Raw genomic sequence first — 26,525 nt, 5'->3', positions numbered from 1 at the left:
GGCAAGGAAGTGCAGGGCAGGAAAAAAGGCGCCTGCATGAGCGACAACACCGTCTGGCATGCCCATCGCGTGGATCGGTCGCAGCGCGAGGCGCTCAACGCCCAGCGCGCCTGCCTGCTCTGGTTCACCGGACTGAGCGGCTCCGGCAAGTCGACCATCGCCGGGCTGGTCGAGGAGCGGCTGCACCAACTCGGCAAGCTGACCTACCTGCTCGACGGCGACAACGTGCGCCAGGGGCTGAACGGCGATCTCGGCTTCTCCGATGCCGATCGGGTCGAGAACGTGCGGCGCATCGGCGAGGTGTCGGGGCTGTTCGTGGATGCCGGGGTGATCACGCTGTCGGCGTTCATCTCGCCGTTTCGCAGCGAGCGGGGTGCGGTACGCCAGCGCCTGGCGGCGGGGGACTTCATCGAGGTGTTCGTCGATGCCCCGCTCGCGACCTGCGAGGCGCGGGACCCCAAGGGGCTCTATCGGCGCGCGCGGGACGGCGAGATCGCTGACTTCACCGGCATCGACTCGCCCTATGAGGCGCCTCAGGCGCCCGAAGTGCATCTGCACAACGATGGCAGCCGCTCGCCGGCTGTGATGGCGCAGCAGGTGGTCGACTATCTCGCGCGTCGGCGCTGCGTATGACGCGGATAACGGTCACAGCTGCGCTCGGTGAGGCAAGCGGGTTCGTGGAGACTCACGCGTTCAGGGTGAACCACGCGTTCAAGGGAGAACCAAAATGAAAAGCCTGAATCCGGTCCGGCGCCTGGCGCCGCTGATGGATGTGATGGCCATAGTGCTGGCAGGCGTGCTGGCCAGCGAGGTGCGTTTCGCCACCGCGCGGCTCGACAGCGGCAACGCGCTGGTGCTGGTGCTGGTGGCACTGGCGGTGGTGCTGATCAATCTGTTCGGCGGCGGCTACAGCAAGTGGCGGTCGACCCGGCTGCGCAGTCGTGTCTATCGGCTGCTGTGGGTATGGGTGGCGGTGTTCGCGGTGATCGCCAGCCTGCTCTATCTGTTCAAGCTCTCCGACAGCGTGTCGCGGCAGTGGCTGGTGTTCACCTTCCTGCTGTCGTTCTGCCTGGTGTGCGCCTCGCGGGCGCTGTTGATGATGCTGACGCTCTACCACAACGCCAGCGCCAAGAACCGGCGCAGGGTGTTTCTGGTCGGCCCCGAGGAGAACCTGCTCGACGTGGCACGCTCGCTGCGTCGCCACCGCGAGCAGGGCTATGCGCTCGCCGGCATCTGCCGTGCGCGGGTGCTGCGCAGCCAGAAGACGCCGCGCCACCTGGCCCAGCGGGTCGAGAGGTCGGGCGCCGACGAGGTGTGGATCTGCCTGCCCGTCTCCGAAGGCGCCCACGTCAGGGCGATCATGTACAACCTGCGCCATCTGCCGCTGGAGATTCGCTTCATCCCGCACTTCGCCGATATTCCGCTGCTCAACCATCGGGTCAGCCAGGTCGCCGGCAACCACGCCTTCGATCTCAGTGTCAGCCCCATCGCCGGCAGCGCGCAGTGGGCCAAACGGCTGGAGGACATCGTGATCGGTGGCTTGATTCTGCTGTTGATTGCGCCGGTGTGCCTGGCCTGTGCGCTGGCGGTGAAACTGTCGTCGCCGGGGCCGGTGCTGTTCAAGCAGCTGCGCACCGGGGCCAATGGCCACGATGTCCAGGTCTACAAGTTCCGCTCGATGAAGGTGCACCAGGAGTCCGCCGGCCAGATCTCCCAGGCGACCCGGCGCGATCCGCGTATCACCCGGGTCGGCGCCTTTCTGCGCCGTACCTCGCTGGATGAGTTGCCCCAGTTCATCAATGTGCTGCAGGGGCGTATGTCGATCGTCGGCCCGCGCCCGCACGCCCTGGCACACAACGACTACTACAAGGATCTGGTCGAGTCCTACATGCAGCGGCACATGGTCAAGCCGGGCATCACCGGCTGGGCCCAGGTGTGCGGCTATCGTGGCGAGACCGACACCCTGGACAAGATGCAGCGCCGGGTCGAGCACGACCTCTGGTACATCAACAACTGGTCGCTGCTGCTCGACCTCAAGATCATCTTCCTCACCGTATTCAAGGGCTTCACCGGTCAGAACGCCTACTGACCCTGAGCTTCTGACCCCTCATCCGTTACGTTCGAAGGAGCTGAACGTTGGCTAGACACTCAAGCTCAAGCTACCTGTACGAGATTCAGGGCTTGCGCGCGGTGGCGGCGCTCATGGTCGCCGTCTATCACATCTGGATCCAGAAGGTCTCCGGCGGCGTCGACGTATTCTTCGTCGTCGCCGGCTTCTTCATCGTCGGTTCGCTGACCCGCGGCGGGCCGCCGACGCTGGGCGGGCTGTCCGACTACTACGCCAAGACCCTGCGCCGGGTGGTGCCGAGTGCGGCGGTGGTGATCGTGACCACGGTGGCACTGTCGCTGTGGCTGATGCCGGATTCGATGTGGCGCAATCAGATCAAGCATGCCCTGGCCTCGACGCTGTTTCTCGAGAACTGGGCGCTGGCTTTCACGGCCACCGACTATCTGCAGCAGGGCTCGCCACCGTCGCCGTTCCAGCAGCTGTGGGCGCTGGCGGTTCAGGTGCAGTTCTACTGCCTGTTCCCGCTGCTGCTGTGGGCGGCGGGCCGCGTCGGCCGGCGCGATGAGCGGGGCTATCGGTACCGGGTGATCGCCGCGCTGGTGCTGGTCGGTCTGCTGTCGCTGGGTTACAGCCTCTACATGACCGCGCGCAATCAGCCCTGGGCCTACTTCGACAGCGGTACGCGGGCCTGGGAGTTCGCTATCGGGGGCTTGCTCGCCTTTGCGGTGACGCGGCTTGCGCTGTCGCCCCTGGCGGCCAAGCTGCTCGGCTGGGTGTCACTGGTGGTCCTGCTCACCTTCGCGCTGTTTCTCGAAGTGTCGTCGTCGTTCCCCGGGGCGGTAGCGCTGATACCGGTGCTGGCGGCCTGCGGCATCATCGTCGCGGCGCGCAATCACTGTGATATCTGGCTGCTCAACAACCGTGGCGTGGTGTGGTTCGGCGATCTCTCGTTCGCTTTCTATCTGTGGCACTGGCCGCTGCTCTCCTGCTACCGCTATGCCACCGGCGGTTTCGATGTCGGGCTGCTGCCGGGGCTGGCGATCATCGCAACCGCCGCGCTGCTGGCCGGCGTGACCACCTGGGGCTTCGAGAATCCGGTGCGCCGCTCGGCGTGGCTGTCGAAGCACAGGCTCGCCGCCTACGCGAGCTGTGCCGCGCTGCTGGCGCTGCCGCTGGCGGCGCTGAGTGGCTGGTATCATGACTATCAGGGGCGCCGCGCCAGCGCCGAGGCGTCCCTCGATCAGTTCCTGCGCAACGCTCGACCGGCGGACGCGGCGGTCTATCCGCCGACCCTGATCGCGAGCATGGATCTGCCGCCGTCGTCCCGGGATGGTTGCCATCAAACGGCGACGGATGCCGCGCTGGTGGAGTGCAGCTACGGTGACCCGGATGCCGACAAGACGGTGGTGCTGGCAGGCGGCTCCCATGCCCAGCAGTGGCTGGCGGCGCTGGAGCAGGTGGCGGTGCGAGAGCGCTTTCGTCTGGTCACCCTGACCAAGGGCGGCTGCATGCTCTCCCTCGACGCCGATGCCGACTACATGGATTACCCCTCCTGCCACGCCTGGAACGAGCGGGTGATCGCACGCATTCGACAGATCGCCCCGGACTATGTCTTCACCAACTCGACCCGTGGCCAGGGCGCGGCGGAGCATGTGCCCGAGGGCTATCTGGCGGCGTGGCGGGCACTGGCCGAGGGCGACGTGCGGGTGCTGGCGCTGCGCGACAACCCCTGGTTCGGTTTCGACGTGCCCGAGTGCGTCGATCTGCATCAGGACGCCGCGGACGCCTGCGCCAAACCGCGGGATGCGCTGCTCAGCCGGCGCTCGCCCACCGCCGACTATCACTTGGACAACGTCTATTTCGCGGATATCAGTGATCTGTTCTGCGATGACCAGGTATGTCGGCCGCTGCAGGGGCAGGTGCTGCTCTATCGCGACGACCATCACATCACCAATACCTTTTCGCAGCTGGCTGCGCCGCGTATCGCCCGCACCCTCGAGCAGGCAGAGTTAGCATTCGCCGCGAAAGAGGCGGGGCACTGGGTCGCCAGCGCCCCCGGGGGCAGTGGGCGGGTCACCCTGCAGGAGGGGTCATGAGTCTGACACGCCGTCAATTCATCAGCGCTGCCCTGGCCATGGCCGCAACCGCCGCGCTGCCTGTGCTTTCTTCACCCGCACGCACGCCGCAGGGTGGGCGTGCGGCGCGTCCGGCCGCTGGCGGCTTGCGTATCGTGGGGGATGCCAACCGGGTGATGCTCGGCTGACGCTCTGAGGCGTGTCCACGCGCTCCCCCTTGCCGGGGTCCGCCATACGCTTCTCCTCGAAGCAAGACGCCCGCCGAATTCGGCGGGCGTCCTGCGTGTCTGTCGGTGTGACTGCGGTCGCCGGCGTCAGTCGCCGGCGTGAGCCACTTCGAGGCCGAAGCGGAGGGCGGCGTAGCGCTGGGTGCCACCCTCGTTCAGCGCCTTCACCTCCACCGGGGTGAAGTCGAGGGTGCGGTTGTCGCCAGCATCGAGCTGTAGCGCGTCGCCACCCGACTGGCGGTTGAGGGCGAGATCGATGATGTCGCTGTGGGCCGGGATCAGGTTGCGAGCGAGGCGGAAGGCGTGGCCTGGGCGGCGCCCGGACTGACGCGCATCGCAGATGGCGATCGCGGTCTCGACTCCGGGGACGTCGATGCGCAGATCGTCGACATCGAAGATCGCGGTACCGGCATAGGCGCGCAGCTGGCCCAGCAGCGGCACCACGCCGGCTGGCTGCGGCACCCGTGAGACGATCTCGCCGCCTCTCCAGTAGCCGTAGTCGTCGCGGTTGGTGCCCAGGGCCACCAGCACGTCGCCATCCCGGGCAGGGCGGGTGAAGGTGAAGCGGCAATCCTTGAGGTAGGGCGACTGGGCGTTGCTGTGGCCGCGCAGGTCCATGACCACGTCATGGTGGCTGATGTTGCGATAGGTGACGTCGGCCCAGGAGTCGATGATCACTGCGCCGAAGCCTTGGCCCTCATAGACGAAGGCGCCGGTATCCAGGGTCACGTCCTGACTGAAATCCGGGTCCTCGAATCCGGCCAGACGGCGGAACAGAGTGCGACCCAGCCCGGGGCCGAATTTGGGTTCCGCGAGCCGCTCATGCAGGGTCGCGGCGCTGGCGCTCTGGCGGGCGACGAAGTTCTTGATCACGTTGCCGCGGGTGGCATAGAAGATCGAGATGCCGAAATTGGCCGCGTTCTCGGCATAGAGGCCGTCGAACAGACAGTAGGTGCAGCCCTCGAGATCGAAGGCAGTGTCGCTCACCTCCTTGGCGCTGCAGCCATAGACCTTGACGTTGTGGGCGTTGTTGAAATAGATCGCGCCATTGGTCCAGCGGCAGTGGACGTCCTGGATGAAGCCGTCGCGCAGGCGCCGCATCCATCGGAGCTCGCCGCCCTTGCCCGGGCGTGCCGAGCCCCCCCAGCCGGAGACGTTGCAGTAGTCCATGTGCACATGGGAGATGCTGAAGTCGCGCACGAAGTTGAGGCGCACGGCCCCGGCGCGCCTGCTGTCGCCGGGGCTGAGGGTGTAGCGACCGGCGCCGCCGGAGAGGTCGCTGATGCGGATGCGCTCGCTCAGGTCGTCGGGCACCTCGGGATTGAAACCGGCAGTCACCGCGTTGTCGCTTTCCGGGTCCTCCTCCCGTGTGGAATAGCGTCCGTTGAGCTCCAGCTCGTGGAATACCTTCAGCCCGCCGCAGCGCACGTGATGGATATCGCGATAGAGCACGTCGCGGACGCAGATCAGGGTCACTGCGCTGCGGCAGAAGTCGCGTGCCTCCAGGGTGAGGCCGCTGATCTGGATATCGTGGCTGAAGGCGGCTTCCAGATCCCCGTGTGGCCGACCCTCGGCCCAGGCGGCGATCACGTGGGGCTCGCGCAGCAGGAACAGGCCGTCGCGGAAACCGCTGGCCACGTAGTCGCTGACCAGGCGGCTGTTGGCGCGCGCTCCGGCGCCGACCAGACGAGTGCCCGAGCGCAGCGCGATACGCAGCTTGCCCAGATAGAGCGCGCAGCCCTGGGGCAGATCGGGCAGGTACTTGGTGCGGTAGGGGGTCTTGTCCAGGGTCTCCTGGAACCAGGCCGACTCGTCGCTGCCGCTGCCATCGACATAGTCGGCGCGAAAGCCCACCTTGAGTAGATCGATGTCGTCGCCGGGCTGGACATAGGCGGCGCCATCGGCGGCCCACAGGGTGAAACGGTGGAAGTCGTCGCGGTGTGGGTGGGCGCTGGGCAGCCACGCCATCTGATTGGCCTGCGCGGGGTCGTCGAGCGCGGCGACGCGCTGCAGCTGGATATCCAGTTCGAAGGGGCGATCGCGATAGAAGCTGCGGCAGACCAGCCAGCAGCCGTCGGCAACCCGGGCGCCGGGCCAGTCGCGCAGCGTATCCACACTGTCGACCACCACCAGACGCTGGTCGAGGGCCTGGGCCAGCGGCTGGGTGCCCGAGGCCGAGTGGATCTCGCCCTGATCGAAGAACTGGGCGTGCAGGTGCTGGCGCCGGGTGCCGTCATCCACCTCCACCACATAGTGGCCGTTGGGGGCGGCGAACTGGATGCGGCCGTCCGCATCGGCGTGGAACGGATTGGGCAGCGGCTGGCCGCGGCCATCCTCGAGATCGGCTGCCAGTGTCTCCTTGCCTCGAGGCAGCACGCTGACGGCGGCGCGCGGCAGCGCTTGACCGTCGGCGCGCTGGGCGAAGAAGGTTTTGACTTCCATGGGGCGCACTCTCCGCGTCTTGAACTCGCCGAGCATTATCCGCAACTCACCGCCCGCGCTCTTTTGCGAGTTGTTGTGGTTTTGTCAGCCAGCGGTGGAGGTGCGTATCCGCCACTGGCAGCGCTCGAGCGCTGCCGGTGGGGGCTCGGAGGGTATCTACCAATTCGCCGAGCGCAGGCATTGGGTAAACGCCCTCTCAGAGGCCGAACAGCTGTACCAAGGGCGGCAGCACGAAGGCGGTGACCAGACCGGAGAGCCCCATGGCCAGGCCGGAGAAGGCGCCGGCGATGGCCCCGTAGGTGGAGAAGCAGTAGGCGGTACCGAAGCCGTGGGCAGCCAGCCCCATGGAGAAGCCGCGAATGGCGGGGTCGGTGATGCGGGTCAGACGCAAGACCCAAGGGCCAATGATGCAGCCGATGACCCCGGTGAGCAGGACCAGACCGGCGGTCAGCGAGGGGATGCCGCCGATCTTCTCGGCGATGCCCATGGCGATCGGCGACGTCACCGACTTGGGCGCCAGCGACAGCACGGTCGCATGGTCGGCGCCCATGACCAGGCTGATACCCACCGCCGAAACCACCGCGGTGGCGACGCCGGCGAGGGTGCCGGCAATCACCGGCCACAGCAGACGGCGTACGCGCTCGCGCTGGTCGAACAGGGGAATCGCCAGCGCCACGGTGGCCGGACCGAGCAGGAAGTGCAGAAACTGCGCGCCGGCGAAGTAGGTGGGGTAGTCGGTATGGGTGAGTAGCAGAAAGGCGATCAGCATGGCGATCGACAGGATCACCGGGTGCAGCAGCGGCGTGCCGCCGGCCCAGCGGTTGATGCGGCTGGCGATGACGAAGGCGATCAGGGTGGCGAACAGATGCAACAGCGGGCTGGCGGCGAGATAGACCCACACCTGGCCGAAAGGCAGCGAGCTCATGCGTCCTCCTCCTGCGCTTTGCCGCCGCGGTGGGCGAGACGCTGCATCACCTGGCTGGTCACCCACAGGGTCACCGCCGCCGACAGCACCAGCGTCACCAGCAGGACCCAGAATTCGCGCTGGATCAGCCCGACGTGTTCGATCAGTCCGACGCCGGCGGGCACGAACAGCAGGGTGAGATACTTGAGCAGACCTTCGCCCATGCTGCGCAGGCTGGGTGGGACGCTGCCGCGAATGACGAGACCGACGAGCAGGATGAGCATGCCGATGACTGGGCCGGGAATCGGCAGCGACAGTGCCAGGCTCAGCACCTCGCCGAGAAATTGACAGCCGAGCAGAATGCTCATGCCGATGATCAGGGACATGGTGACCTCTTGCGCGCGTGGAGGGGTGACAGGCGGGGCGCCCAGCAAGGGGGTCATTGTACGTCGATTGTGGCGGTGACCAAGCGTGTCCCGCCGCTGCCCCGCAAGCGATTGATAAAAAAGATGAAAGAAGCGCTTTTCATTTCCACAAACGCAAGGTAGTATACGCAGCGTTTCGCAGGGTAGCCCAAGGGCAAGCCCGGGCGGAGCCGGAGCGTGGCGCAGCTTGGTAGCGCGCTGCAATGGGGTTGCAGAGGTCGCAGGTTCGAATCCTGTCGCTCCGACCAAATCGAGAAAATGGCCAATCGGATTCGCTTCGATTGGCCATTTTTTTATGTCCTGATTTTCTACTCCGACTGTTCATCGACGTTTCGGCATGGGTCGGCCACGTGCCACATCCCGCACCCCCGTACGCCTCGGTCTATCAACAGATTTCCACGCTCCACCTGCCGTGCCGGCCGCCGCTGAGGGTGCGGCGCGTGCGGTGGTCTAATATCATGCTTGCATGTCGCGGCCGTCCTTGGATCGGCTGCCCACCCGCTGCGCGGCGACGGCGGTAGCGCCGCCGGTGACCTAGGATGACCCCATGAGCGCTTCTTTCTATCCCTCGCTCGACGCCTTGGCGTCGCTCTGCAGGCGCGCCGGCGAGGCGATCCTGAGCGTCGCCGGCGACAGCCTGGAGACGCGCTTGAAGACCGACGCCAGCCCGGTGACCGCGGCCGATCTCGCCGCCCACCGGGTATTGGTGACGGGGCTGCCGACGCTGGGCGATGCACGCTTGCCGGTGCTCTCCGAGGAGGCGGCTGCTACCCCTTGGGAGACGCGGCGGCACTGGTCGCGCTACTGGTTGATCGATCCGCTGGATGGCACCAAGGAGTTCATTCGTGGCTCCGACGAGTACAGTGTCAATATCGCGCTGATTCACGAGCAGCGGGCGGTGCTGGGCGTGATCGCCAAACCCGGTAGTGGCGAGGTGTGGGCCGGCAGCGGCGAGTCGGGTGCCTGGTATCAGGCGGCCGGCGGGGCGGCCTGGACCCGACTCGGCTGCACGTCGCGTACGCCTCCGCGGGTGATGGTGAGCCGCCATCACTGCGACGCGCGCACCCAGGCGTTCCTCGAGCGGCTGCCCGGCGCACGGGTGGAAGCTCTCGGCAGCTCGCTCAAGTGCTGTCGCATCGCCGCCGGCGAGGCGGATCTCTATCCGCGCTTCGGCCCGACCAGCGAGTGGGATACCGCGGCGGCGCAGGCGATCTTGGAGGGCGCGGGTGGGGCGCTGGTCGACCCGCGTGACTGGCAGCCGCTGCGCTACAACACCAAGGCGTCGTTGCTCAACCCGGATTTCGTCGCCTGTGCCGACCTCCAGGGAGCCTGGCGGATGGCGTGGCAGTAGGCGCCGTGAGCGTGGCGACGCCAGCGAAGACAACCGATCGGTTCAGGAGAGTGTCATGTCTGCATGGGAAGTGAGCGCGCTGCTGCTGGTGGCGCTGGCAGTGGTGGTGGGGCTGGCCCTCTACGCCCGCCGGCTGTGGCGCGAGGTGCGGCGACGCGAGGCGTTTCGCCGCGATGAGATCGCGCGTGCCAATCGCAACTGTATCGATAGCCTGGCGGCAATTTCGCAGGCGATGCTCGAGCGTCAGGTGGATCTGGTCGAGGGCGCCCTGCGCTGCAAGGTACTGCTGGACATCGTCGATCACCAGCTGGTGACCCATGAGCGCTTCAAGGTGATCGCCGAGGTCCAGGCGCAGGCGGCGCATCTGCGCACACACGCAGCGCGGAGCGAGTTGACCCCGCGCCAGCGCCATCGCGAGGACCTTGCCCGGGTGGCGATCGCCGAGCAGTACGAAGGGCGACTGGATGACGCTGCCCGGGCTTTGCAGACGCTGTGTGCCGAGTGGCCCGACAAGGGGGCGACAATCACGCAAACGGCGTGAACTTTTCGTCGCCACGCTTTGCCAATCTCGCAAATGATGCTAAAAAAGAACAGTGTTTCCGACGCGGGTTTGCATACCGGCAAGGAATCGACAATGCTGTTACGGAGCTGCAAAGAAAAAAGGGACAATGGGAACATTGACCGCTACTCGACTCGATGGGTTTCCATCGCGAGAGATTTCTTTGTCGTTGAGGGAGGGGAATGACTTTCTCCCAACGAATTCGGCTTCTATACTCGAAGCCGCTGGGTAACGCCCGTTACGACTAGCGCTGTGTTAAGAAGGAGTCTTACATGAAAAAATCAACGACTGGCCTGCTGCTGGGCTCTGCTCTGGTAGTCGGTCTTTCTGGTTGTGCCAGTTCTGGCATGGAGTCCACCGGTAGCTCTTCCGATCAGGCGTGGTACAACTCGCCGTTCGTATGCGGCATCGCTGGCGGTCTGATCGGCGGTGGTCTGGGCTATGCAACCAGCGGTAGTTCCGACGAAGACACTGGCGCAGCCGTGGGCGGCGTTGCCGGCGCGACTGCTGGTGCTCTGCTGTGTGCCGACTACTCCTCCAACGTCGTCGACAGCGACGGTGATGGCGTGCCGGACGATCGCGACCAGTGCCCGAACACCCCGGCTGGTGTCGCGGTTGATGCGGTAGGTTGCCCGCTCGACACCGACGGTGACGGCGTACCGGACTACATGGACCAGTGCCCGGGTACCCCGGCTGGCGTCGAAGTCAACGCCCAGGGCTGCCCGCTGGATTCCGACGGTGACGGCGTGCCGGACTACCAGGACCAGTGCCCGAACACCCCGGCCGGCGCCAAGGTCAACTCTCTGGGTTGTGAAGAGAGCGTGATCCTGCGTGACGTCAACTTCAAGTTCGATTCCGCTGAGCTCACGCCGAAGGCCGAGTCGATCCTGAACGGCATCTCCGACAAGCTGATGGCCAGCTCCAACACCAACGCCCAGCTGCGTATCCGTCTCGACGGCTACACTGACTCCGTGGGTCCGGCTGACTACAACCAGAAGCTGTCCCAGCGTCGCGCTGACTCCGTCAAGGCGTACCTGGTCAACAAGGGCTTCAATGCTGACAACATCATGACCTACGGTCACGGTGAGAGCGATCCGATCGCCAGCAACGACACCGCTGAAGGTCGTGCCCAGAACCGTCGCGTCGAACTGGACGAGTGGAAGTAAGCTCGCACTAGAACGATGTGATCAAGAGGGCGCCTTCGGGCGCCCTCTGTCGTTGTGGGGCGGTTGTGACGCTCCCTGCGGCTATCGCTCCCACCGTACCTGCCTCGGACGATAGCGTAATCGATGGCATCGCTCCCCCGGCGCTGCTACGCTAGTGCCCCCAAACTCGCCACACGGCGATATCGTCAAGTCGACGCCTGTTTCCGCCGAGCATCGGCCTGCCCGTATGCGGGCTGATCGTGGATAACGGCGTCACCGTATCGAACCGTTCACGTGGTCCTTGGTGTGGACCACCACTGAACATAAGGATGTCTTCATGCCTATTGTCACGCTGCCCGACGGCAGCCAGAGAACCTTCGAGAACCCCTTGAGCATCATGGCGCTGGCCGAGTCCATCGGGCCGGGTCTGGCCAAGGCGTGTATCGCCGGCAAGATCGATGGTGTCGAGGTCGATGCTGCGGATCTGATCGAACACGATGCCGAGGTCGCCATCATCACCGCGCGCGATCCGGAGGGGGTGGCTATCATACGCCACTCCTGCGCCCACCTGATGGGGCATGCGATCAAGCAGCTCTATCCGGCAGCCAAGATGGCGATCGGGCCGGTCATCGAAGACGGCTTCTATTACGACATCGATTTTGGCGAGTCGATCTCGTCGGAGGATCTGGAGCAGATCGAGTCGCGCATGAAGGCGCTGATCGACCAGGATTACGACGTCGTGCGCGAGTACGTCGACAAGGCTCAGGCGCTGGCGACCTTCGTCTCCCGCGATGAGCCCTACAAGCAGGAGATCGTCGAGGGTATTCCCGATGGCGAGACGATTCGTCTCTACCATCACCAGGAGTACATCGACATGTGCCGGGGGCCTCACGTGCCCAATACGCGGCACCTCAAGGCGTTCAAGCTGACCAAGCTGGCCGGCGCCTACTGGCGGGGAGACTCCGCCAATCCCATGCTGACCCGTATCTACGGCACCGCCTGGGCCGACAAGAAAGCGCTCAAGGCCTATCTGCAGCGGCTGGAGGAGGCCGAGAAGCGCGATCACCGCAAGCTGGCGCGGCGCTTCGACTTCTTTCACATGCAGGAAGAGGCGCCCGGCATGGTGTTCTGGCACCCCCGCGGCTGGACCCTGTGGCAGGTTGTCGAGCAGTACATGCGCCAGGTCTATAAAAGCGGCGGCTATCAGGAGATCAAGTGTCCCCAGGTGATGGACGTGTCGCTATGGAAGAAGTCCGGGCACTGGGACAACTACGCCGAGAACATGTTCTTCACCGAGTCGGAGAAGCGCGAATATGCGCTCAAGCCGATGAACTGCCCAGGCCATGTCCAGGTCTTCAACTCGGGGCTGCGCAGCTATCGCGAGCTGCCGATCCGTTACGGCGAGTTCGGTGGCTGCCATCGTAACGAGCCTTCCGGCGCGCTGCACGGTATCATGCGTGTGCGGGCCTTCACCCAGGACGACGGTCACGTCTTTTGTACCCCCGAGCAGATCGAGCCCGAGGTGACCGCCTTCCATCGTCAGGCGCTCCAGGTCTATGCAGACTTCGGCTTCGACGACATTGCAGTGAAGATCGCGTTGCGTCCGGACAAGCGCCTGGGCAGTGACGAGACTTGGGATCGGGCGGAAGGTGCGCTGCGTGCCGCGCTCGCCAACTGTGACGTCGAATGGCAGGAGTTGCCCGGCGAAGGTGCTTTCTATGGTCCCAAGATCGAGTACCATATGAAGGACTGCCTGGGTCGCGAGTGGCAGGTTGGCACCATGCAGGTCGATTTCATGATGCCCGGCCGCCTCGGCGCCCAGTATGTGGCCGAGGATGGCTCGCGCCAGACCCCGGTCATGCTGCACCGTGCCATCGTCGGCTCGATGGAGCGCTTCGTGGGCATCCTGATCGAGCACTATGCCGGTGCCTTGCCGCTGTGGCTGGCGCCGGTCCAGGCGGTGGTGTTGAACATCACCGATGCACAGCGCGAATATGCCGAAAATCTCCTGAAGCGCTTGCGTGAAGCGGGCTTCCGCGTCGAAGCGGACTTGAGGAATGAGAAGATCGGCTTTAAAATTCGCGAACATACGCTGCAGAAGATCCCTTATCTGCTGGTTGTCGGAGATAAGGAAGTCGAATCGGGTGCCGTTGCCGTGCGTACTCGGTCCGGCGAGGATCTGGGCTCCCTGTCGGTAGAGGCGCTGCTGGCGCAGCTCGAGCAGGCAGGCAAGCCGGATCAGCACTGAGCAGCAACGTGAATCGCCAAACGGAGATCTAACGATCAAGCGTAATAATCAGCGCGGGCGTCCTCAGGAAAAGCGCGCGCCCATCAATGACCGTATTCGTGCAGACGAAGTTCGCCTTATCGATGCCGAGGGTGAGCAGGTGGGAGTCGTTCCCATGCAAGAGGCGTTGGAACGTGCCGAGGAAGCCGGTATGGACCTCGTGCAGATTTCCAATGCCGACCCCATCGTCTGCAAGATCATGGACTACGGTAAATTCCTCTTCGAGCAGAAGAAGCAGAAATCCGCTCAGAAGAAGAAGACCAAGCAGATTCAGGTCAAGGAAGTCAAATTCCGGCCTGGCACGGACGAGGGTGACTATCAGGTGAAGCTCAAGAACCTGATACGTTTCCTCGAAGGTGGCGACAAGGGCAAGGTCACGCTCCGCTTCCGCGGTCGCGAGATGGCGCACCAGGACATCGGTCGTCGACTGATGGAACGGATCGCCGGCGATCTCGAGGAGATGGCCACTGTCGAATCCTTCCCCAAGATGGAAGGCCGGCAGATGATCATGATCCTTGCGCCCAAGAAGAAGTGATCCGCGGGCAAGTCGAACGGGGTGTGGCGCCAGTGCCACGCCCGGCCTCGGGTTTTCTAAAGAAATCGGATCGGAGTTTCTACTCATGCCGAAAATCAAGAGCAACAGCGGCGCTGCCAAGCGCTTCAAGAAGACCGCCAATGGCTTCAAGCACAAGCAGTCTTTCCGTAGTCACATCCTGACCAAGAAGTCCACCAAGCGTAAGCGTCAGCTGCGCGGTATGAAGCAGGTTCACGCTGCCGACAAGCAGCTCGTGGCCCGCATGCTGCCGAACCTCTGAGCCCCTTTGGTCGACCTTTTTTAACGTCAGGAGAGTACTATGTCTCGCGTCAAGCGTGGTGTCGTCGCACGTCGTCGTCACAAGAAAATCATGAAGCAGGCCAAGGGCTACTATGGTGCGCGTTCGCGCGTCTTCCGCGTAGCCAAGCAGGCGGTCATCAAAGCCGGTCAGTACGCCTATCGTGACCGTCGTCAGCGCAAGCGTCAGTTCCGCGCGCTGTGGATCACCCGTATCAATGCGGCGGCACGCAACAACGGCATGTCCTACAGCCGTTTCGTCGCCGGCCTCAAGCAGGCGGGTATCGAGATCGACCGCAAGGTGCTGGCCGATCTGGCCGTTCACGAGAAAGCCGCTTTTACGGCGCTCGTCGAGAAAGCCAAGGCTGCATAAGCCGGTCATCCTCGGCCCCTAGCGGGTCGTGGTAGTCACGTGACCGATCCAGGGGAAGGGCAGCCGCTCTTCCCCTGTTTTTTTCCCATACCCTGTTTTTGAGTGCACCGCGGCAGCGACACGCGGTGCGTCACGAGAGACAAGCGGAGCTCGACGGATGGATCATCTTCCTGCCCTGGTCAACGAGGCGAGCGCGGCCATCGCCGCCGCCGAGGACGCCCAGGCTCTGGATCAGGTGCGCGTGCGCTACCTGGGCAAGAAAGGCGAGATCACGGCGCTGTTGAAGGGGCTCGGTCAACTGCCCCCGGAGGAGAGACCGGCTGCCGGCGAGCGCATCAACGAGGCCAAGCAGGCGCTGCAGCAGGAGCTGGAGCAGCGTCGTCAGGCGCTGGAGCAGGCGGCGCTGACGGCGCAGCTGGACGCCGAGCGCATCGACGTCACCCTGCCCGGGCGCGGCGAGACCAATGGTGGCCTGCACCCGGTGACTCAGACGCTGGAGCGTATCGAGGCGCTGTTCCAGCACATCGGATTCGATGTCGCCGTGGGCCCCGAGATCGAGGATGACTTCCATAACTTCGAGGCGCTCAACATCCCGGCCCACCATCCGGCGCGAGGCATGGCGGATACCTTCTACTTCGACGCCACGCGGCTGTTGCGCACCCATACTTCTCCGGTCCAGGTGCGTACCATGCAGGCGCAGGAGCCGCCGATCCGTATCGTCTGTCCGGGTCGGGTCTACCGCAGCGACTCCGATCTGACCCATACGCCGATGTTCCATCAGGTCGAGGGGTTGCTGGTCGACGAAGGGGTCAGCTTCGCCGATCTCAAGGGTACCATCGCCGATTTCCTGCAGGCTTTCTTCGAGCGTGACGATCTGCAGGTCCGCTTCCGGCCCTCCTACTTCCCGTTCACCGAACCCTCCGCCGAGGTCGATATCCAGTGCGTGATGTGCCGCGGCGAGGGTTGCCGGGTCTGCTCCCACAGCGGTTGGCTGGAGGTGATGGGCTGCGGGATGGTGCACCCTGAGGTGTTCCGCCACGCTGGCATCGATGCCAGCCGTTTCACCGGCTTCGCCTTCGGCATGGGGGCGGAGCGTCTGGCGATGCTGCGCTATGGCGTCAACGATCTGCGCCTGTTCTTCGACAACGATCTGCGATTCCTGCGCCAGTTCAACTGAGTTCTTCGCCAGTCAAGGAGTATCAAGATGAAGTTTTCCGAAGCGTGGCTGCGCGAGTGGGTTTCTCCTCAGCTCGATACCCAGGCCCTGGCGGATGCCATCACCATGGCCGGCCTGGAGGTCGATGCGATCGAGCCGGTCGGCGCAGTGTTCGCAGGGGTGGTGGTCGCGGAAGTGGTGGCCAAGGCGCCGCATCCGGACGCCGACAAGCTCAATGTCTGCCAGGTTCAGGATGGCAGCGGCGAGCCGGTTCAGGTGGTGTGCGGTGCGCCCAACGTCGCCGTCGGCCAGAAAGTGCCGTTCGCCCGGGTCGGTGCGGTGCTGCCCGAGGATTTCAAGATCAAGCGCGCCAAGCTGCGCGGCGTCGAGTCCCATGGCATGATCTGCTCCGCCTCCGAACTGGGGCTGGAGGAGGGGCACTCCGAGGGGATCTACGTGCTGCCCTCGAATGCGCCGGTCGGGGCGGACTTTCGTGCCTGGATGACCCTCGACGACAGCACCATCGACGTCGATCTGACCCCCAACCGCGGCGACTGTCTCAGCCTGCGCGGTATTGCCCGTGAAGTCGGCTGCGTCACCGCGACCCGGGTGGTGGAGCCGAACATCGCGCCGGTGGTGGCGCGCAGCAATGCCCAGTTCCCGATCGCGGTGAGCGACGAGGCGGGCTGCCCGCGTTATCTCGGCCGGGTGATCCGCGACGTCGACCTGAGTGCACCGACGCCGCTGTGGATGCGTGAGCGGCTGCGCCGCAGTGGCATCCGCAGCATCGACCCGGCGGTCGATGTCACCAACTACGTGATGCTCGAACTGGGTCAGCCGATGCACGCCTTCGATCTCGACGTGCTCGAAGGGGGCATCGAGGTGCGCCGAGCACACGACGGTGAGCGGCTGACGCTGCTCGACGGCCAGGAGGTCGTGCTGGATGGCTCCACCCTGGTCATCGCCGATCGGGCCAAGGCGCTGGCGATCGCCGGCGTCATGGGGGGCGAGGATAGCGGCGTCGGTGCCAACACCCGCCACCTGTTTCTCGAAGCCGCCTTCTTCGCGCCGCTCGGCGTAGCGGGCAAGGCGCGTCAGTTCGGCCTGCACACCGACGCTTCCCACCGCTTCGAGCGCGGCGTCGATCCGGACATCACACGTCCGGCAATGGAGCGCGCCACTGAGCTGCTGCTGGCGATCGTCGGCGGTACGCCGGGGCCGATCTCCGAGGTGCGCAAGCCGACCCATCTGCCCCAGCGCGGCGATGTCGCGCTGAGTCGCGAGCGCCTCGCCGCCTGCCTCGACGTGCGCCTGCCCGATGAGGAGATCCAGCGTATCTTCCGCGGCCTGGGCATGACCGCATCGGCGCCCGGCGACCGCTGGCGGGTGCAGATTCCGAGCTGGCGCTTCGACATCGCCATCGAGGAGGATCTGATCGAGGAGCTGGCACGCGTCCACGGCTACAACCGGCTGCCCGTGCGGCGGCCTCAGGCGCGGCTGAGTCTGAAATCGGCCGACGAGGCGCTGCAGCCGCTGCGCCGGGTGCGCCGCCACCTGGTCTCGCGTGGCTATCAGGAGGCGGTGACCTACAGCTTCGTCTCCCCCGAGCTGCAGTCGCTGCTGCTGCCGGAAGCGGTGTCGCCGACCCTGGCCAACCCCATCTCCAGCGACATGTCGGTGATGCGTCACAGCCTCTTCCCGGGGCTGCTCAAGGCGCTGATGCACAACCTCAATCGCCAGCAGCAGCGGGTGCGCCTGTTCGAGACCGGCCTGGTGTTCCAAGGCGAACTCGACGCGCTGGTGCAGACGCCGATGATCGGTGGGCTGGTGTGTGGTAGTCGCGACGTGGAGGGCTGGGCCGCGGGGCGTGAGAGCGTCGACTTCTTCGACCTCAAGGGTGATCTCGAGAGCCTGCTGGCGCTGGGCGGCTGCGCCGACGAGTGGCAGTTCGTCGCCGCCAGCCACCCCGCGCTGCACCCGGGGCGCACCGCCCAGCTCTATCGTGGAGGCGAGGCCCAGGGGTGGATCGGGGCGCTGCATCCGTCGATCCGGGCGCAGCTGGGCATCAAGCCGGAGGTCTATCTCTTCGAAGTCGCTCAACAGGCGGTGCTCGAGGGGCGGATCGCGGCCTTCCAGCCGCTGTCGCGCTACCCCGAGGTGCGCCGGGATCTGGCTTTCGTGGTCGATGCCGAAGTGGGCGTGGCACCGCTGCTGGAAGCGATCCGCGCGCGTGCCGGCGAGTGGCTCACCCAGTGGCAGCTGTTCGATGTCTATCAGGGGCAGGGGGTGGCCGAAGGTCACAAGAGCATCGCCCTGGGCTTGACCTGGCAGCATCCTTCGCGCACTCTCAATGACGATGAAATCAATCAGTTAATTGCAGCCGTGGTGGACGAAGCCGAGTCCCGCTTCGGCGCCAGGCTGCGCAGTTGATCTGTCGTCCTGTGCGAAGGAGCGATCATGGGAGCGCTGACCAAGGCTGAACTCGCCGAGCACCTGCACACGGAGCTCGGCTTCTCCAAGCGGGAAGCCAAGTACATGGTGGAGACGTTCTTCGAGGAGATTCGCGGCTGCCTACGCGAGAACGAGCAGGTGAAGCTGTCGGGGTTCGGCAATTTCGACCTGCGGGACAAGCGCGAGCGGCCGGGACGCAATCCGAAGACGGGTGAGGAGATACCGATCTCCGCCCGGCGCGTGGTCACCTTTCGACCCGGGCAGAAGCTGAAGGCCAAGGTCGAGAGCTTCGACGGCGAGCTGCAGGACCCCTGAGCGCGACCCGCACATCCAAGACCGCCTGCCGGCGACCCCGGCAGGCGGTCTTGCGTTGGGCCGGCGCCGGATGAGCCGCCCCGGGCGGGTGTGCTAAGCTCGCGCCCACGGCGGGCGGCGGCCGTTCGCCCGTGCTTTTCACCCACTCTAGACCGAACCCATATGCCCAGACTGAAGATCTACGTAGGAACCGTCTACGGCGGCGCGCTCGATGTCGCCGAGCAAATCTCGCCGCTGTTCGAGCAGGCCGGCTACGAGGTCGCCGTGATCGAGCAGCCGACGCTGGCCGACCTGGTCGACGACCGCCCCGATCTGGCGCTGTTCTGCCTCTCGACCACCGGCAGCGGGGATTTTCCCGGCGATTTCGTGGCTTTCGTGCGTGCCCTCAAGGAGACGCCGCCGACGCTGAACGGGCTGCGCTACGGCCTGATCGCGCTGGGTGACAGCTCCTATGGCGACACCTTTTGCGGCTCGGGCCGGGCACTCGATGAGATCCTGGCCGATCTCGGCGCGCAGCGGCTGGGCGAGCGGCTGGAGATCGATGCCATGGAGACCTTCATGGCGGATGACGCCGCGCTGCCATGGGCCGAGGCGTGGATCGCCGAGCAGGGGCTGGGCGCATGAGTGACAGCCCGACCTCGGCGCGGGCGCTGACCGCGACCCGCTTCAGCACGCTGCTGGGCCTGTGGCTGGTGATGCTGCTCTCGTTGCCGCGCTATTGGCTGCTGGGTGACCAGACCCGTCTGGTCCTGCTGGGCGCCTTCGTGGTGGCGGTGAGCGTGGCGCTGGCGGCGGTCTGGCGGCTGATGTCAGCGGCAGAGCGCGGCCGCTGCCCGCGGGCCATACGCCACCTGCTGACCTGTCTGGTGGTGGCGCTGGTGGTGGTGGCCGCCTGGCATCTGCTGAGCGGAACCGGCGTGGTCTGGGCAATGACGCTCTCCCAGGGCATGGCGCTGGGGCTGGTGCTGCACGTGGTGCTGCGTCTATGGCGGCGCCGCTGAAGGCCGAGTGAGACAGCGCAGGCTCAGCGCTGATACCCAAAAGCCAACGGGCGACGGNNCCGTCGCCCGTTGGCGTTATGGCTCGCTGCCCGCGCGGTGTGCGTCGCGCAGGGCGGACTCAGTGTGGCGCGGCCAGCGTATAGCAGGGCACGTACTCGCTGCCCGGTAGCTTCATGCGCCCTTGGGCCACGAAGGAGGTGAGCAGGGTGTCGAGGCGCTCCATCAGCTCGGGTTCGGCATGCAGACGGAAGGGGCCGTGCTCGGCGATCGCGCGCACCCCCGGCTCCTTGACGTTGCCGGCGACGATGCCGGAAAACGCCCGGCGCAGGTTGGCGGCCAGCTCGTGGCGCGGCTGGTCACGATGCAGCGCCAGGTTCGCCATGGCCTGGTGGGTCGGCTCGAACGTCTGCTGGAAGCTGCGCTCGATGTTGAGACGCCAGTTGAAATAGAAGGCGTCGTTCTGAGTGCGGCGGAACTCGGCGACGTCGTCGATGCCGTGGCGCATCTCGCGGGCTACGCTGACCGGATCGTCGACGATGATGCGGTAGTGGCGACGCACCGACTCGCCCAGGGTATAGCAGAGGAACTCGTCGATGCGCTGGAAGTAGTCACTGGCGCTGGCCGGCCCGGTCAGGATCACCGGGAAGGGAATGTCGCGATTGTCCGGGTGCATCAGGATGCCGAGCAGGTAGAGGATCTCCTCGGCGGTGCCGACCCCGCCGGGGAATACCACGATGCCGTGACCCACGCGCACGAAGGCTTCGAGGCGCTTCTCGATGTCCGGCATGATCACCAGCTCGTTGACGATTGGATTGGGTGACTCCGCGGCGATGATGCCGGGTTCGGAGATGCCCAGGTAGCGACCGCCACGCCGGCGCTGCTTGGCGTGGGCGAGATTGGCGCCTTTCATCGGGCCTTTCATCGCGCCGGGGCCGCAGCCGGTGCAGATGTCGAGTTCGCGCAGCCCTAGGTGGTAACCCACCGCCTTGGTGTAGTCGTACTCCTCGCGGCTGATCGAGTGGCCGCCCCAGCACACCACGAGACTCGGCTCGTGGGCGGTGCGCAGGGCGCTGGCGTTGCGCAGGATGTGGAACACCGCGTTGGTGGCGCCCTCGTTGGTATCGAGGTCGAAGCGAGGGTTGTTCTGGATCTCGTTGTAGACGTAGACGATGTCGCGCAGGACCGAGGAGAGCTGCTCGCGGATACCGCGGATCATGCGGCCGTCGACGAAGGCGCAGGCCGGGGCGTTGGAGAGCTTCAGGCGGATACCACGATCCTGCTGCAGCACCTCGATGTCGAAGTCGTGATACGCCTGCATCACCGCCAGGCCGTCGTCGGTCGGAGTATCGCAATTGAGGATCGCCAGCGCACAGCGCCGCAGCAGGTCGTGGAGACCGCTACTGGAGGTGTCGCGCAGACGGTTGACTTCGGACTGGGAGAGAACCTCGAGGCTTCCTTCGGGGGAGACGATGGTGGAGAGCGTCTCGGGCATGGCCGTTTCCTTGCGCAGAAGTGCCCGCCGGGGCGGGCGACGTGGGGATTATTGGGGGGTACGGTCGATGGCGCTCTGCCACAGCGCGGCGATCTGTGCGCGATCGGCGTCGCTCATCCCGTCCTGGGCGAACGTGCTCTCGAGCCACTGCCAGTAGGTGGCATCGAAATCTTCCGCCACCACATCGGCAGGATCGTAGTCGGCCATCTCCTGGACCAGACCGATCTGCGGAATCATGTAGCCGAGGGCGAACAGGTCGTTCTCCGCGGCGTTCTCTTCCATCTCGAGCAGGGTGCGCTGGACGGCTTGGGCGCGTTGCGCGAAGGGATCTGACATAGGACTCTGAGCTATCCGGAAAAAGGGTCCAGGCATGCTAACACGGGTGCTGATGCGGCGCAGTGACGGCGGCGGCGGTGCGTCTCCGGGTATAAATTGCTATAATCGATGCAAGCCTGAGATAACAATGAAACGTTATCCAGCACCAGTAGAGCGACGTCTTGGCGTCCTTTGACTCCCTTCTGCCCTGCGTGAGTGAACCGCGTTTTTCCATGTTCAACGCCCAGTATTTTCGTACTTTCATGATGCTCGTCGAGACCGGCAGCTTCACCCAGACCGCAGGCAAGCTCGATATGACCCAGCCCGGGGTCAGCCAGCACGTGCGTAAGCTCGAGGAGTACCTCGGGCGCTCGCTGCTCAATCGCCAGGGGCGCAAATTCTCCCTCACCGATGCGGGCCGCCGCGCCTACGACTACGCGGTCAAGCTGTTCGCCGAGCACGAGTACTTCCGCCACTCGCTGGACGACGACTCCCCCGATAGCGGCGAGTGCCGTATCGCCTCTCCGGGCAGTGTGGGGCTGATGTTCTACCCGTTCCTGCTCGGCTATCAGCAGATGCACCCGGGGCTCACGGTCAACTACAGCTTCGCCTTCAATCAAGAGATCGCCGCCGACGTGCTGGCGGGGCGCTATGACGTGGGCATCGTCACCGAGGCGGGCAAGCAGCCGGATCTGCATTTCGAGGCGTGGCATCAGGAGCCGTTATGCCTGGTGGTGCCGGCCGACTTCGCCGGTACTACCTTTGCGGAGCTGCAGGCACTGGGCTTCGTCAACTATACCGATGGCAACACCAACGCCAGCCTGGTGCTGCGCAACAATTTCGGCGGCGAATTTCGCAGCATGACGCACTTTCCGCGCCAGGGATTCACCAATGAGGTGGGGCAAGTGCTGGATGCGGTCGCCCGCGGGCTGGGATTCACCGTGGTCTCGCGACCGGTGCTGGAAACCTCGCCATGGCAGCGCCAGGTCCGCGAGCTGCCGCTGGCGCAGCCGGTCTACGACACGCTCTATCTGGTCACCCGGGGTGACGTCGAGCTGCCCAAGCGTTATCGCCAACTGCTCGAGACCTTCCGCCAGCAGCGACTCAACTCGCTCTACGGCTACAGCGAGCTGCCGTCTCTGGAGGACGCCTGATAGGGAGGGGGTTAGCGAGAAGCGGGTGTCTCGCTAGAAGAGAGGGGGCATAGCCCTACACCGGGTCGATGCGCTCCCCGGACAAGGCAACGGCCGCTCGATGAGCGGCCATTGCTTTTTCACGCGTGGCTCTTATGCATTTGTCACTTTTGCGCGTATCTCAGACGGCGTCGCGGTAGGCATCCATCGGCGGGCAGCTGCAGATCAGGTTGCGGTCGCCGAAGACGTTGTCGACCCGATTGACCGCCGGCCAGTACTTGGCCTCCCGGGATGCCTGGGAGGGGAAGGCGCCGAGTTCGCGGGAGTAGGCGCGTTCCCAGTGGGCTTCAGCCAGGTCGGCCATGGTATGGGGCGCCATCACCAGTGGGTTGTCATCCTTGGGCCAGGTGCCGTTCTCGACCTGGGCGATCTCTTCGCGAATTGCGATCATGGCGTCGCAGAAACGGTCGATCTCATAGCGCGACTCGGACTCGGTCGGCTCGACCATCAGCGTGCCCGCGACCGGGAAGGACATGGTCGGGGCGTGGAAGCCGTAATCCATCAGACGCTTGGCGATATCCTCCTCGCCGATCCCCGACGCCGCCTTGAGCGGACGGATGTCGAGAATGCACTCGTGGGCCACGGTGCCGTTGGCGCCCCGATAGAGCACCGGATAGTGACGCTCGAGCCGCTTGGCGATGTAGTTGGCGTTGAGGATCGCCAGCTCGGTTGCCTCGCGCAGCCCGCGGGCGCCCATCATCTTGATGTAGGCCCAGGAGATCGGCAGGATCGAGGCGCTGCCGAAGGCCGCTGCGGAGACCGCACCGGCAGCCGGGTCGATCGCTTCCTGCGGGGTCACCACGTGGTTGGGCAGATGGCGCGCCAGGTGCGCCTTGACCCCGATCGGGCCCATGCCTGGGCCACCGCCGCCATGGGGGATGCAGAACGTCTTGTGCAGATTGAGGTGCGAGACGTCGCCGCCGTAGTCGCCGGGGCGGCAGAGGCCGACCTGGGCGTTCATGTTGGCGCCATCGATATAGACCTGGCCGCCGTGCTCATGGACGATGCGGCAAGCGTCACGGACGCTCTCCTCGAACACGCCGTGGGTGGAGGGGTAGGTGAGCATGATCGCCGAGAGGCGCTCGCTGTGCTTCTCCGCCTTGGCCTGCAGATCGCTCAGATCGATGTTGCCATCACGGTCACACTCCACCACCACTACCTGCATCTGCGCCATCGCTGCCGAGGCCGGGTTGGTACCATGGGCCGAGCTGGGGATCAGGCAGATATTGCGATGGCCCTCGCCGCTGGCCTGCTGATAGCGGCGAATCGCCACCAGGCCCGCGTATTCGCCCTGGGCCCCCGAGTTCGGCTGCATCGAAATGGCGTCATAGCCGGTGATCTCGACCAGGAAGTCGCTCAGTTCGGTGATCATCTGACGGTAGCCCGCGACCTGCTCGGCGGGCGCGAAGGGGTGGATATTGGCGAATTCGGGCCAGGTGATCGGGATCATCTCGCTGGTGGCGTTGAGCTTCATGGTGCACGAGCCCAGCGGGATCATCGCATGGGTCAGCGACAGGTCACGATTCTCCAGGCGCTTGAGGTAGCGCAGCATCTCTGTCTCGCTGCGGAAGCGCTGGAAGTTGGGATGGGTCAGGAAGTCGCTGTGGCGTGTCAGTGCAGCTGGAATGCCGGTGATCGCGTTGCGCTGGGCCTGGCGGTCGAGTTCGCTCACCGACAGGCCGTGCTCGTCGCCCAGCAGCACGTCGAACAGCGCCGCCAGATCGGCCGCGGTGGTGGTCTCGTTGAGACTCACGCCGACTTCGCCGTCGCTGGGGTAGCGCAGATTGATCTCGCGGGTCAGGGCGCGCCCCTGGATGCGATGGCTGTCGACTCCGCACAGGGTCAGGGTGTCGAACCAGCTGTCGTGCTTGAGCGCGATACCGTGCTGAGCCAGGCCCGTCGCCAGCAGCGAGGTGAGGCGGTGGATGCGCGTGGCGATGGTACGCAGCCCCTCGGCACCGTGATAGGTGGCGTAGAAGCCGGCGATGTTGGCCAGCAGCGCCTGGGCGGTACAGATGTTGGAGGTCGCCTTCTCGCGCCGGATGTGCTGTTCACGGGTCTGCATCGCCATGCGCAGCGCGGGACGGCCACGGCTGTCCTTGGAGACACCGATCACACGACCCGGCAGCGAGCGCTTGAGCGCTTCGCTGGCGGCGAAATAGGCCGCGTGCGGGCCGCCGTAGCCCATCGGGACGCCGAAGCGCTGGGAGTTGCCGAGCACGATGTCGGCGCCCATCTCGCCCGGCGGCTTGAGCAGCACCAGGCTCATGAGGTCGGCGGCGACGCAGGTCATGATCTGGCGTTCGCCGGCGGCCGCGATCAGCGCTTCGAGATCCGCAGGCACTTCACCATCGACCCCGGGGTACTGCAGCAGGGCCCCGAACACCTCCTCGTCGGCCAGACGCGCACGCGGGGCGACGACCAGTTCGAAGCCGAGATAGGCGGCGCGCGTGCGCAGCACGTCGAGGGTCTGCGGCAGCACGTCATCGGCGACGAAGAAGCGCTCGCTCTTGTTTTTCTTGTTGGCACGTCGGCACAGCGCCATCGCCTCGGCGGCGGCGGTCGCCTCGTCGAGCAGCGAGGCGTTGGCGATCGCCATGCCGGTCAGATCCATCACCATCTGCTGGAAGTTGAGCAGACCCTCGAGCCGCCCCTGGGCGATCTCCGGCTGGTACGGCGTGTAGGCGGTGTACCAGCCCGGGTTCTCGAGCACGTTGCGCTGGATCACCGGCGGCAGATGGGTGGGGTAGTAGCCTTGGCCGATATAGCTCTTGAACACCCGATTCTGGCGCGCCAGACCCTTGAGATAGTCGAGCGCCTCCGCTTCCCCTTTGGGGCCATCCAGCGCCAGCTCCCGGTTCAGGCGAATGCCCTGGGGCACTGTCTGCTCGATCAGCGTCGGCAGCGAGGTCATGCCGAGCGTCTTGAGCATCGCGGTGACATCTTCACCGTTCGGGCCGTTGTGGCGCTTGAGGAAATCGTCGTGGTTGGCCAGCTCGGCCAGGGTGCGGGTATCGGTAGGCATGGGGCGTCCAGCGGATCGGCGGTGGGAGAGAGGCCACCCGGCGGGGCGGGTGGCCGCGACTGGGCCTGGGGGCGGATCAGCCGTCCTGATCTTCCTCGGCGGCGACGAGATCGGCGTAGGCCTCGGCGGAGAGCAAGGACTCGAGTTCGGCCTGGTCGGCCAGCTTGAGCTTGAGGATCCAACCATCGCTGTAGGGCGAGTCGTTGACGGTCTCGGGGGCATCCTCGAGCGCTTCGTTGACTTCGAGAATCTCGCCGGCCAGGGGCGCATAGAGATCGGAGGCGGCCTTGACCGACTCGATGACACCGAATTCGTCGCCGGCATCGAGGCTCTTGCCCGGCTCGGGCAGTTCGACGAAGACGACGTCACCCAGCGCTTCCTGGGCGTGGTCGGTGATGCCGACAGTGACGCTGCCGTCGCCGTTATCCAGCACCCATTCGTGGCTATCGGTATAGAGCAGGTTGTTGGGGATATCGCTCATGAGGGTTTCCTATAAGAAACGTGTTTCGGCACAAGAGACTCTGGCGAGCATTATGCATCAATGTTTCGTCAATTGGCATAGGCTCGCGACCGCCACGGCCACGATCGCCGCCGCCACGCCCCTAGGTTGGGGTGAGAACGCGCCGACGTCCAGTGGCAACCGCCCGCTTGATGCGGGAGGCGCGCCACTGGCGGCTCGCGCAGGCCGCGCAGGTGGTGAAGGGGCGGGTGGGAAAGGCCGGAGTCGCGCGGTACGAGCCAGGTTTGGCGCGCCTGGCGGGGGCAAGCCGTGTCCCTGATCGGAGTGCATGTTTCTTATCGGAAACACGAGTGCTTTTCGCGCCAGGCCTTTTCGCATAAGGTTAGCGACATCCTCCGTGTCGTTGCTGCCGCGTCGCCCGATCCGCCA

Annotated in this window: 24 protein-coding genes and 1 tRNA gene; 18 read left to right on the top strand and 7 right to left on the bottom strand. The window is 65.3% G+C overall.

The window, feature by feature from the left end:
• Positions 1–36 precede the first annotated feature (36 nt).
• The 4 genes from cysC to DOM67_RS19850 all read left to right on the top strand — a co-directional run bounded on the left by cysC (position 37) and on the right by DOM67_RS19850 (position 4,331).
• On the top strand, positions 37–633 hold the full coding sequence (gene cysC / locus DOM67_RS16710) for an adenylyl-sulfate kinase (protein ID WP_110677969.1): 597 nt from the start codon (positions 37–39) through the stop codon (positions 631–633).
• A 94-nt stretch (positions 634–727) separates the two neighbouring features.
• Positions 728–2,089 (top strand): undecaprenyl-phosphate glucose phosphotransferase, encoded by a 1,362-nt coding sequence (locus DOM67_RS16705; RefSeq protein ID WP_110677968.1) that lies wholly within the window; start codon positions 728–730, stop codon positions 2,087–2,089.
• A gap of 47 nt (positions 2,090–2,136) precedes the next feature.
• A complete protein-coding gene (locus DOM67_RS16700; protein ID WP_157958889.1) occupies positions 2,137–4,164 on the top strand; it encodes an acyltransferase family protein in 2,028 nt (675 codons plus the stop codon).
• Positions 4,161–4,331: a twin-arginine translocation signal domain-containing protein gene (locus DOM67_RS19850; protein ID WP_157958888.1), complete on the top strand. Its 171-nt coding sequence runs from the start codon at positions 4,161–4,163 to the stop codon at positions 4,329–4,331. Before DOM67_RS16700 ends, DOM67_RS19850 begins: the two co-directional genes overlap by 4 nt.
• A 126-nt stretch (positions 4,332–4,457) precedes the next feature.
• Here DOM67_RS19850 and DOM67_RS16690 read toward each other — a convergent pair whose 3' ends face one another.
• The 3 genes from DOM67_RS16690 to DOM67_RS16680 form a co-directional block, all read right to left on the bottom strand.
• Positions 4,458–6,812, bottom strand: a complete 2,355-nt coding sequence (locus tag DOM67_RS16690) for a right-handed parallel beta-helix repeat-containing protein (RefSeq protein WP_110677962.1) — start codon at positions 6,810–6,812, stop codon at positions 4,458–4,460.
• Positions 6,813–7,008: 196 nt separating this feature from the next.
• Entirely contained in the window at positions 7,009–7,737 is a 729-nt protein-coding gene (locus tag DOM67_RS16685) for an LrgB family protein (RefSeq protein WP_110677960.1), read from the bottom strand.
• Entirely contained in the window at positions 7,734–8,102 is a 369-nt protein-coding gene (locus DOM67_RS16680) for a CidA/LrgA family protein (protein WP_110677958.1), read from the bottom strand. The genes DOM67_RS16685 and DOM67_RS16680 overlap by 4 nt, the downstream gene beginning before the upstream one ends.
• 210 nt (positions 8,103–8,312) lie before the next feature.
• Here DOM67_RS16680 and DOM67_RS16675 point away from each other — a divergent pair.
• The 13 genes from DOM67_RS16675 to DOM67_RS16615 all read left to right on the top strand — a co-directional run bounded on the left by DOM67_RS16675 (position 8,313) and on the right by DOM67_RS16615 (position 19,611).
• Positions 8,313–8,389 (top strand) — tRNA-Pro (locus tag DOM67_RS16675).
• A gap of 299 nt (positions 8,390–8,688) precedes the next feature.
• Positions 8,689–9,492: a 3'(2'),5'-bisphosphate nucleotidase CysQ gene (gene cysQ / locus DOM67_RS16670; protein ID WP_110677956.1), complete on the top strand. Its 804-nt coding sequence runs from the start codon at positions 8,689–8,691 to the stop codon at positions 9,490–9,492.
• Positions 9,493–9,547: 55 nt separating this feature from the next.
• On the top strand, positions 9,548–10,033 hold the full coding sequence (locus tag DOM67_RS16665; RefSeq protein ID WP_110677955.1) for a DUF2489 domain-containing protein: 486 nt from the start codon (positions 9,548–9,550) through the stop codon (positions 10,031–10,033).
• A gap of 290 nt (positions 10,034–10,323) precedes the next feature.
• Positions 10,324–11,217 carry an OmpA family protein gene (locus tag DOM67_RS16660; protein WP_110677953.1) on the top strand — a complete coding sequence of 298 codons (894 nt, stop codon included), beginning with the start codon at positions 10,324–10,326 and terminating at the stop codon, positions 11,215–11,217.
• 316 nt (positions 11,218–11,533) lie between these two features.
• Entirely contained in the window at positions 11,534–13,444 is a 1,911-nt protein-coding gene (gene thrS / locus DOM67_RS16655) for a threonine--tRNA ligase (RefSeq protein ID WP_110677951.1), read from the top strand.
• Between the two features lie 34 nt (positions 13,445–13,478).
• A complete protein-coding gene (gene infC / locus DOM67_RS16650; protein ID WP_110677949.1) occupies positions 13,479–14,018 on the top strand; it encodes a translation initiation factor IF-3 in 540 nt (179 codons plus the stop codon).
• Between the two features lie 85 nt (positions 14,019–14,103).
• The gene (gene rpmI / locus DOM67_RS16645; RefSeq protein ID WP_035470931.1) at positions 14,104–14,298 is read left to right on the top strand and encodes a 50S ribosomal protein L35; all 195 of its coding nucleotides are present in this window, start codon (positions 14,104–14,106) and stop codon (positions 14,296–14,298) included.
• A 39-nt stretch (positions 14,299–14,337) separates the two neighbouring features.
• The gene (rplT, locus tag DOM67_RS16640; protein ID WP_110677947.1) at positions 14,338–14,688 is read left to right on the top strand and encodes a 50S ribosomal protein L20; all 351 of its coding nucleotides are present in this window, start codon (positions 14,338–14,340) and stop codon (positions 14,686–14,688) included.
• A 157-nt stretch (positions 14,689–14,845) separates the two neighbouring features.
• Positions 14,846–15,865 (top strand): phenylalanine--tRNA ligase subunit alpha, encoded by a 1,020-nt coding sequence (gene pheS / locus DOM67_RS16635; protein WP_110677945.1) that lies wholly within the window; start codon positions 14,846–14,848, stop codon positions 15,863–15,865.
• Positions 15,866–15,892: 27 nt separating this feature from the next.
• Positions 15,893–18,274 carry a phenylalanine--tRNA ligase subunit beta gene (pheT, locus tag DOM67_RS16630; RefSeq protein WP_110677943.1) on the top strand — a complete coding sequence of 794 codons (2,382 nt, stop codon included), beginning with the start codon at positions 15,893–15,895 and terminating at the stop codon, positions 18,272–18,274.
• Positions 18,275–18,301: 27 nt separating this feature from the next.
• The gene (ihfA, locus tag DOM67_RS16625) at positions 18,302–18,610 is read left to right on the top strand and encodes an integration host factor subunit alpha (protein ID WP_035470927.1); all 309 of its coding nucleotides are present in this window, start codon (positions 18,302–18,304) and stop codon (positions 18,608–18,610) included.
• 162 nt (positions 18,611–18,772) lie between these two features.
• Complete coding sequence (locus tag DOM67_RS16620) at positions 18,773–19,234, top strand: flavodoxin domain-containing protein (RefSeq protein ID WP_110677941.1); 462 nt, start codon at positions 18,773–18,775, stop codon at positions 19,232–19,234.
• Positions 19,231–19,611 (top strand): hypothetical protein, encoded by a 381-nt coding sequence (locus DOM67_RS16615; protein WP_110677939.1) that lies wholly within the window; start codon positions 19,231–19,233, stop codon positions 19,609–19,611. Before DOM67_RS16620 ends, DOM67_RS16615 begins: the two co-directional genes overlap by 4 nt.
• 118 nt (positions 19,612–19,729) lie before the next feature.
• Here the strand turns inward: DOM67_RS16615 and ppnN are convergent, their stop codons facing one another.
• Both ppnN and DOM67_RS16605 read right to left on the bottom strand, forming a co-directional pair.
• Positions 19,730–21,103, bottom strand: a complete 1,374-nt coding sequence (gene ppnN / locus DOM67_RS16610) for a nucleotide 5'-monophosphate nucleosidase PpnN (RefSeq protein ID WP_110677937.1) — start codon at positions 21,101–21,103, stop codon at positions 19,730–19,732.
• Between the two features lie 48 nt (positions 21,104–21,151).
• Positions 21,152–21,439: a YfcL family protein gene (locus tag DOM67_RS16605; RefSeq protein ID WP_110677935.1), complete on the bottom strand. Its 288-nt coding sequence runs from the start codon at positions 21,437–21,439 to the stop codon at positions 21,152–21,154.
• A gap of 212 nt (positions 21,440–21,651) precedes the next feature.
• Between DOM67_RS16605 and DOM67_RS16600 the strand changes: the two genes are divergently transcribed.
• Positions 21,652–22,572, top strand: coding sequence for a LysR family transcriptional regulator (locus DOM67_RS16600; RefSeq protein ID WP_110677933.1), 921 nt, complete (start codon positions 21,652–21,654; stop codon positions 22,570–22,572).
• A 160-nt stretch (positions 22,573–22,732) separates the two neighbouring features.
• Here the strand turns inward: DOM67_RS16600 and gcvP are convergent, their stop codons facing one another.
• Positions 22,733–25,636 carry an aminomethyl-transferring glycine dehydrogenase gene (gcvP, locus tag DOM67_RS16595; protein ID WP_110677931.1) on the bottom strand — a complete coding sequence of 968 codons (2,904 nt, stop codon included), beginning with the start codon at positions 25,634–25,636 and terminating at the stop codon, positions 22,733–22,735.
• 76 nt (positions 25,637–25,712) lie between these two features.
• Positions 25,713–26,117, bottom strand: coding sequence for a glycine cleavage system protein GcvH (gene gcvH, locus DOM67_RS16590; RefSeq protein WP_110677929.1), 405 nt, complete (start codon positions 26,115–26,117; stop codon positions 25,713–25,715).
• Between the last annotated feature and the right edge of the window lie 408 nt (positions 26,118–26,525).

Origin of the sequence: Salinicola sp. RZ23 (assembly GCF_003206675.1) — a bacterium.
Classification (GTDB): domain Bacteria; phylum Pseudomonadota; class Gammaproteobacteria; order Pseudomonadales; family Halomonadaceae; genus Salinicola; species Salinicola endophyticus.
This window is presented reverse-complemented; position numbering and strand designations above follow the sequence as displayed.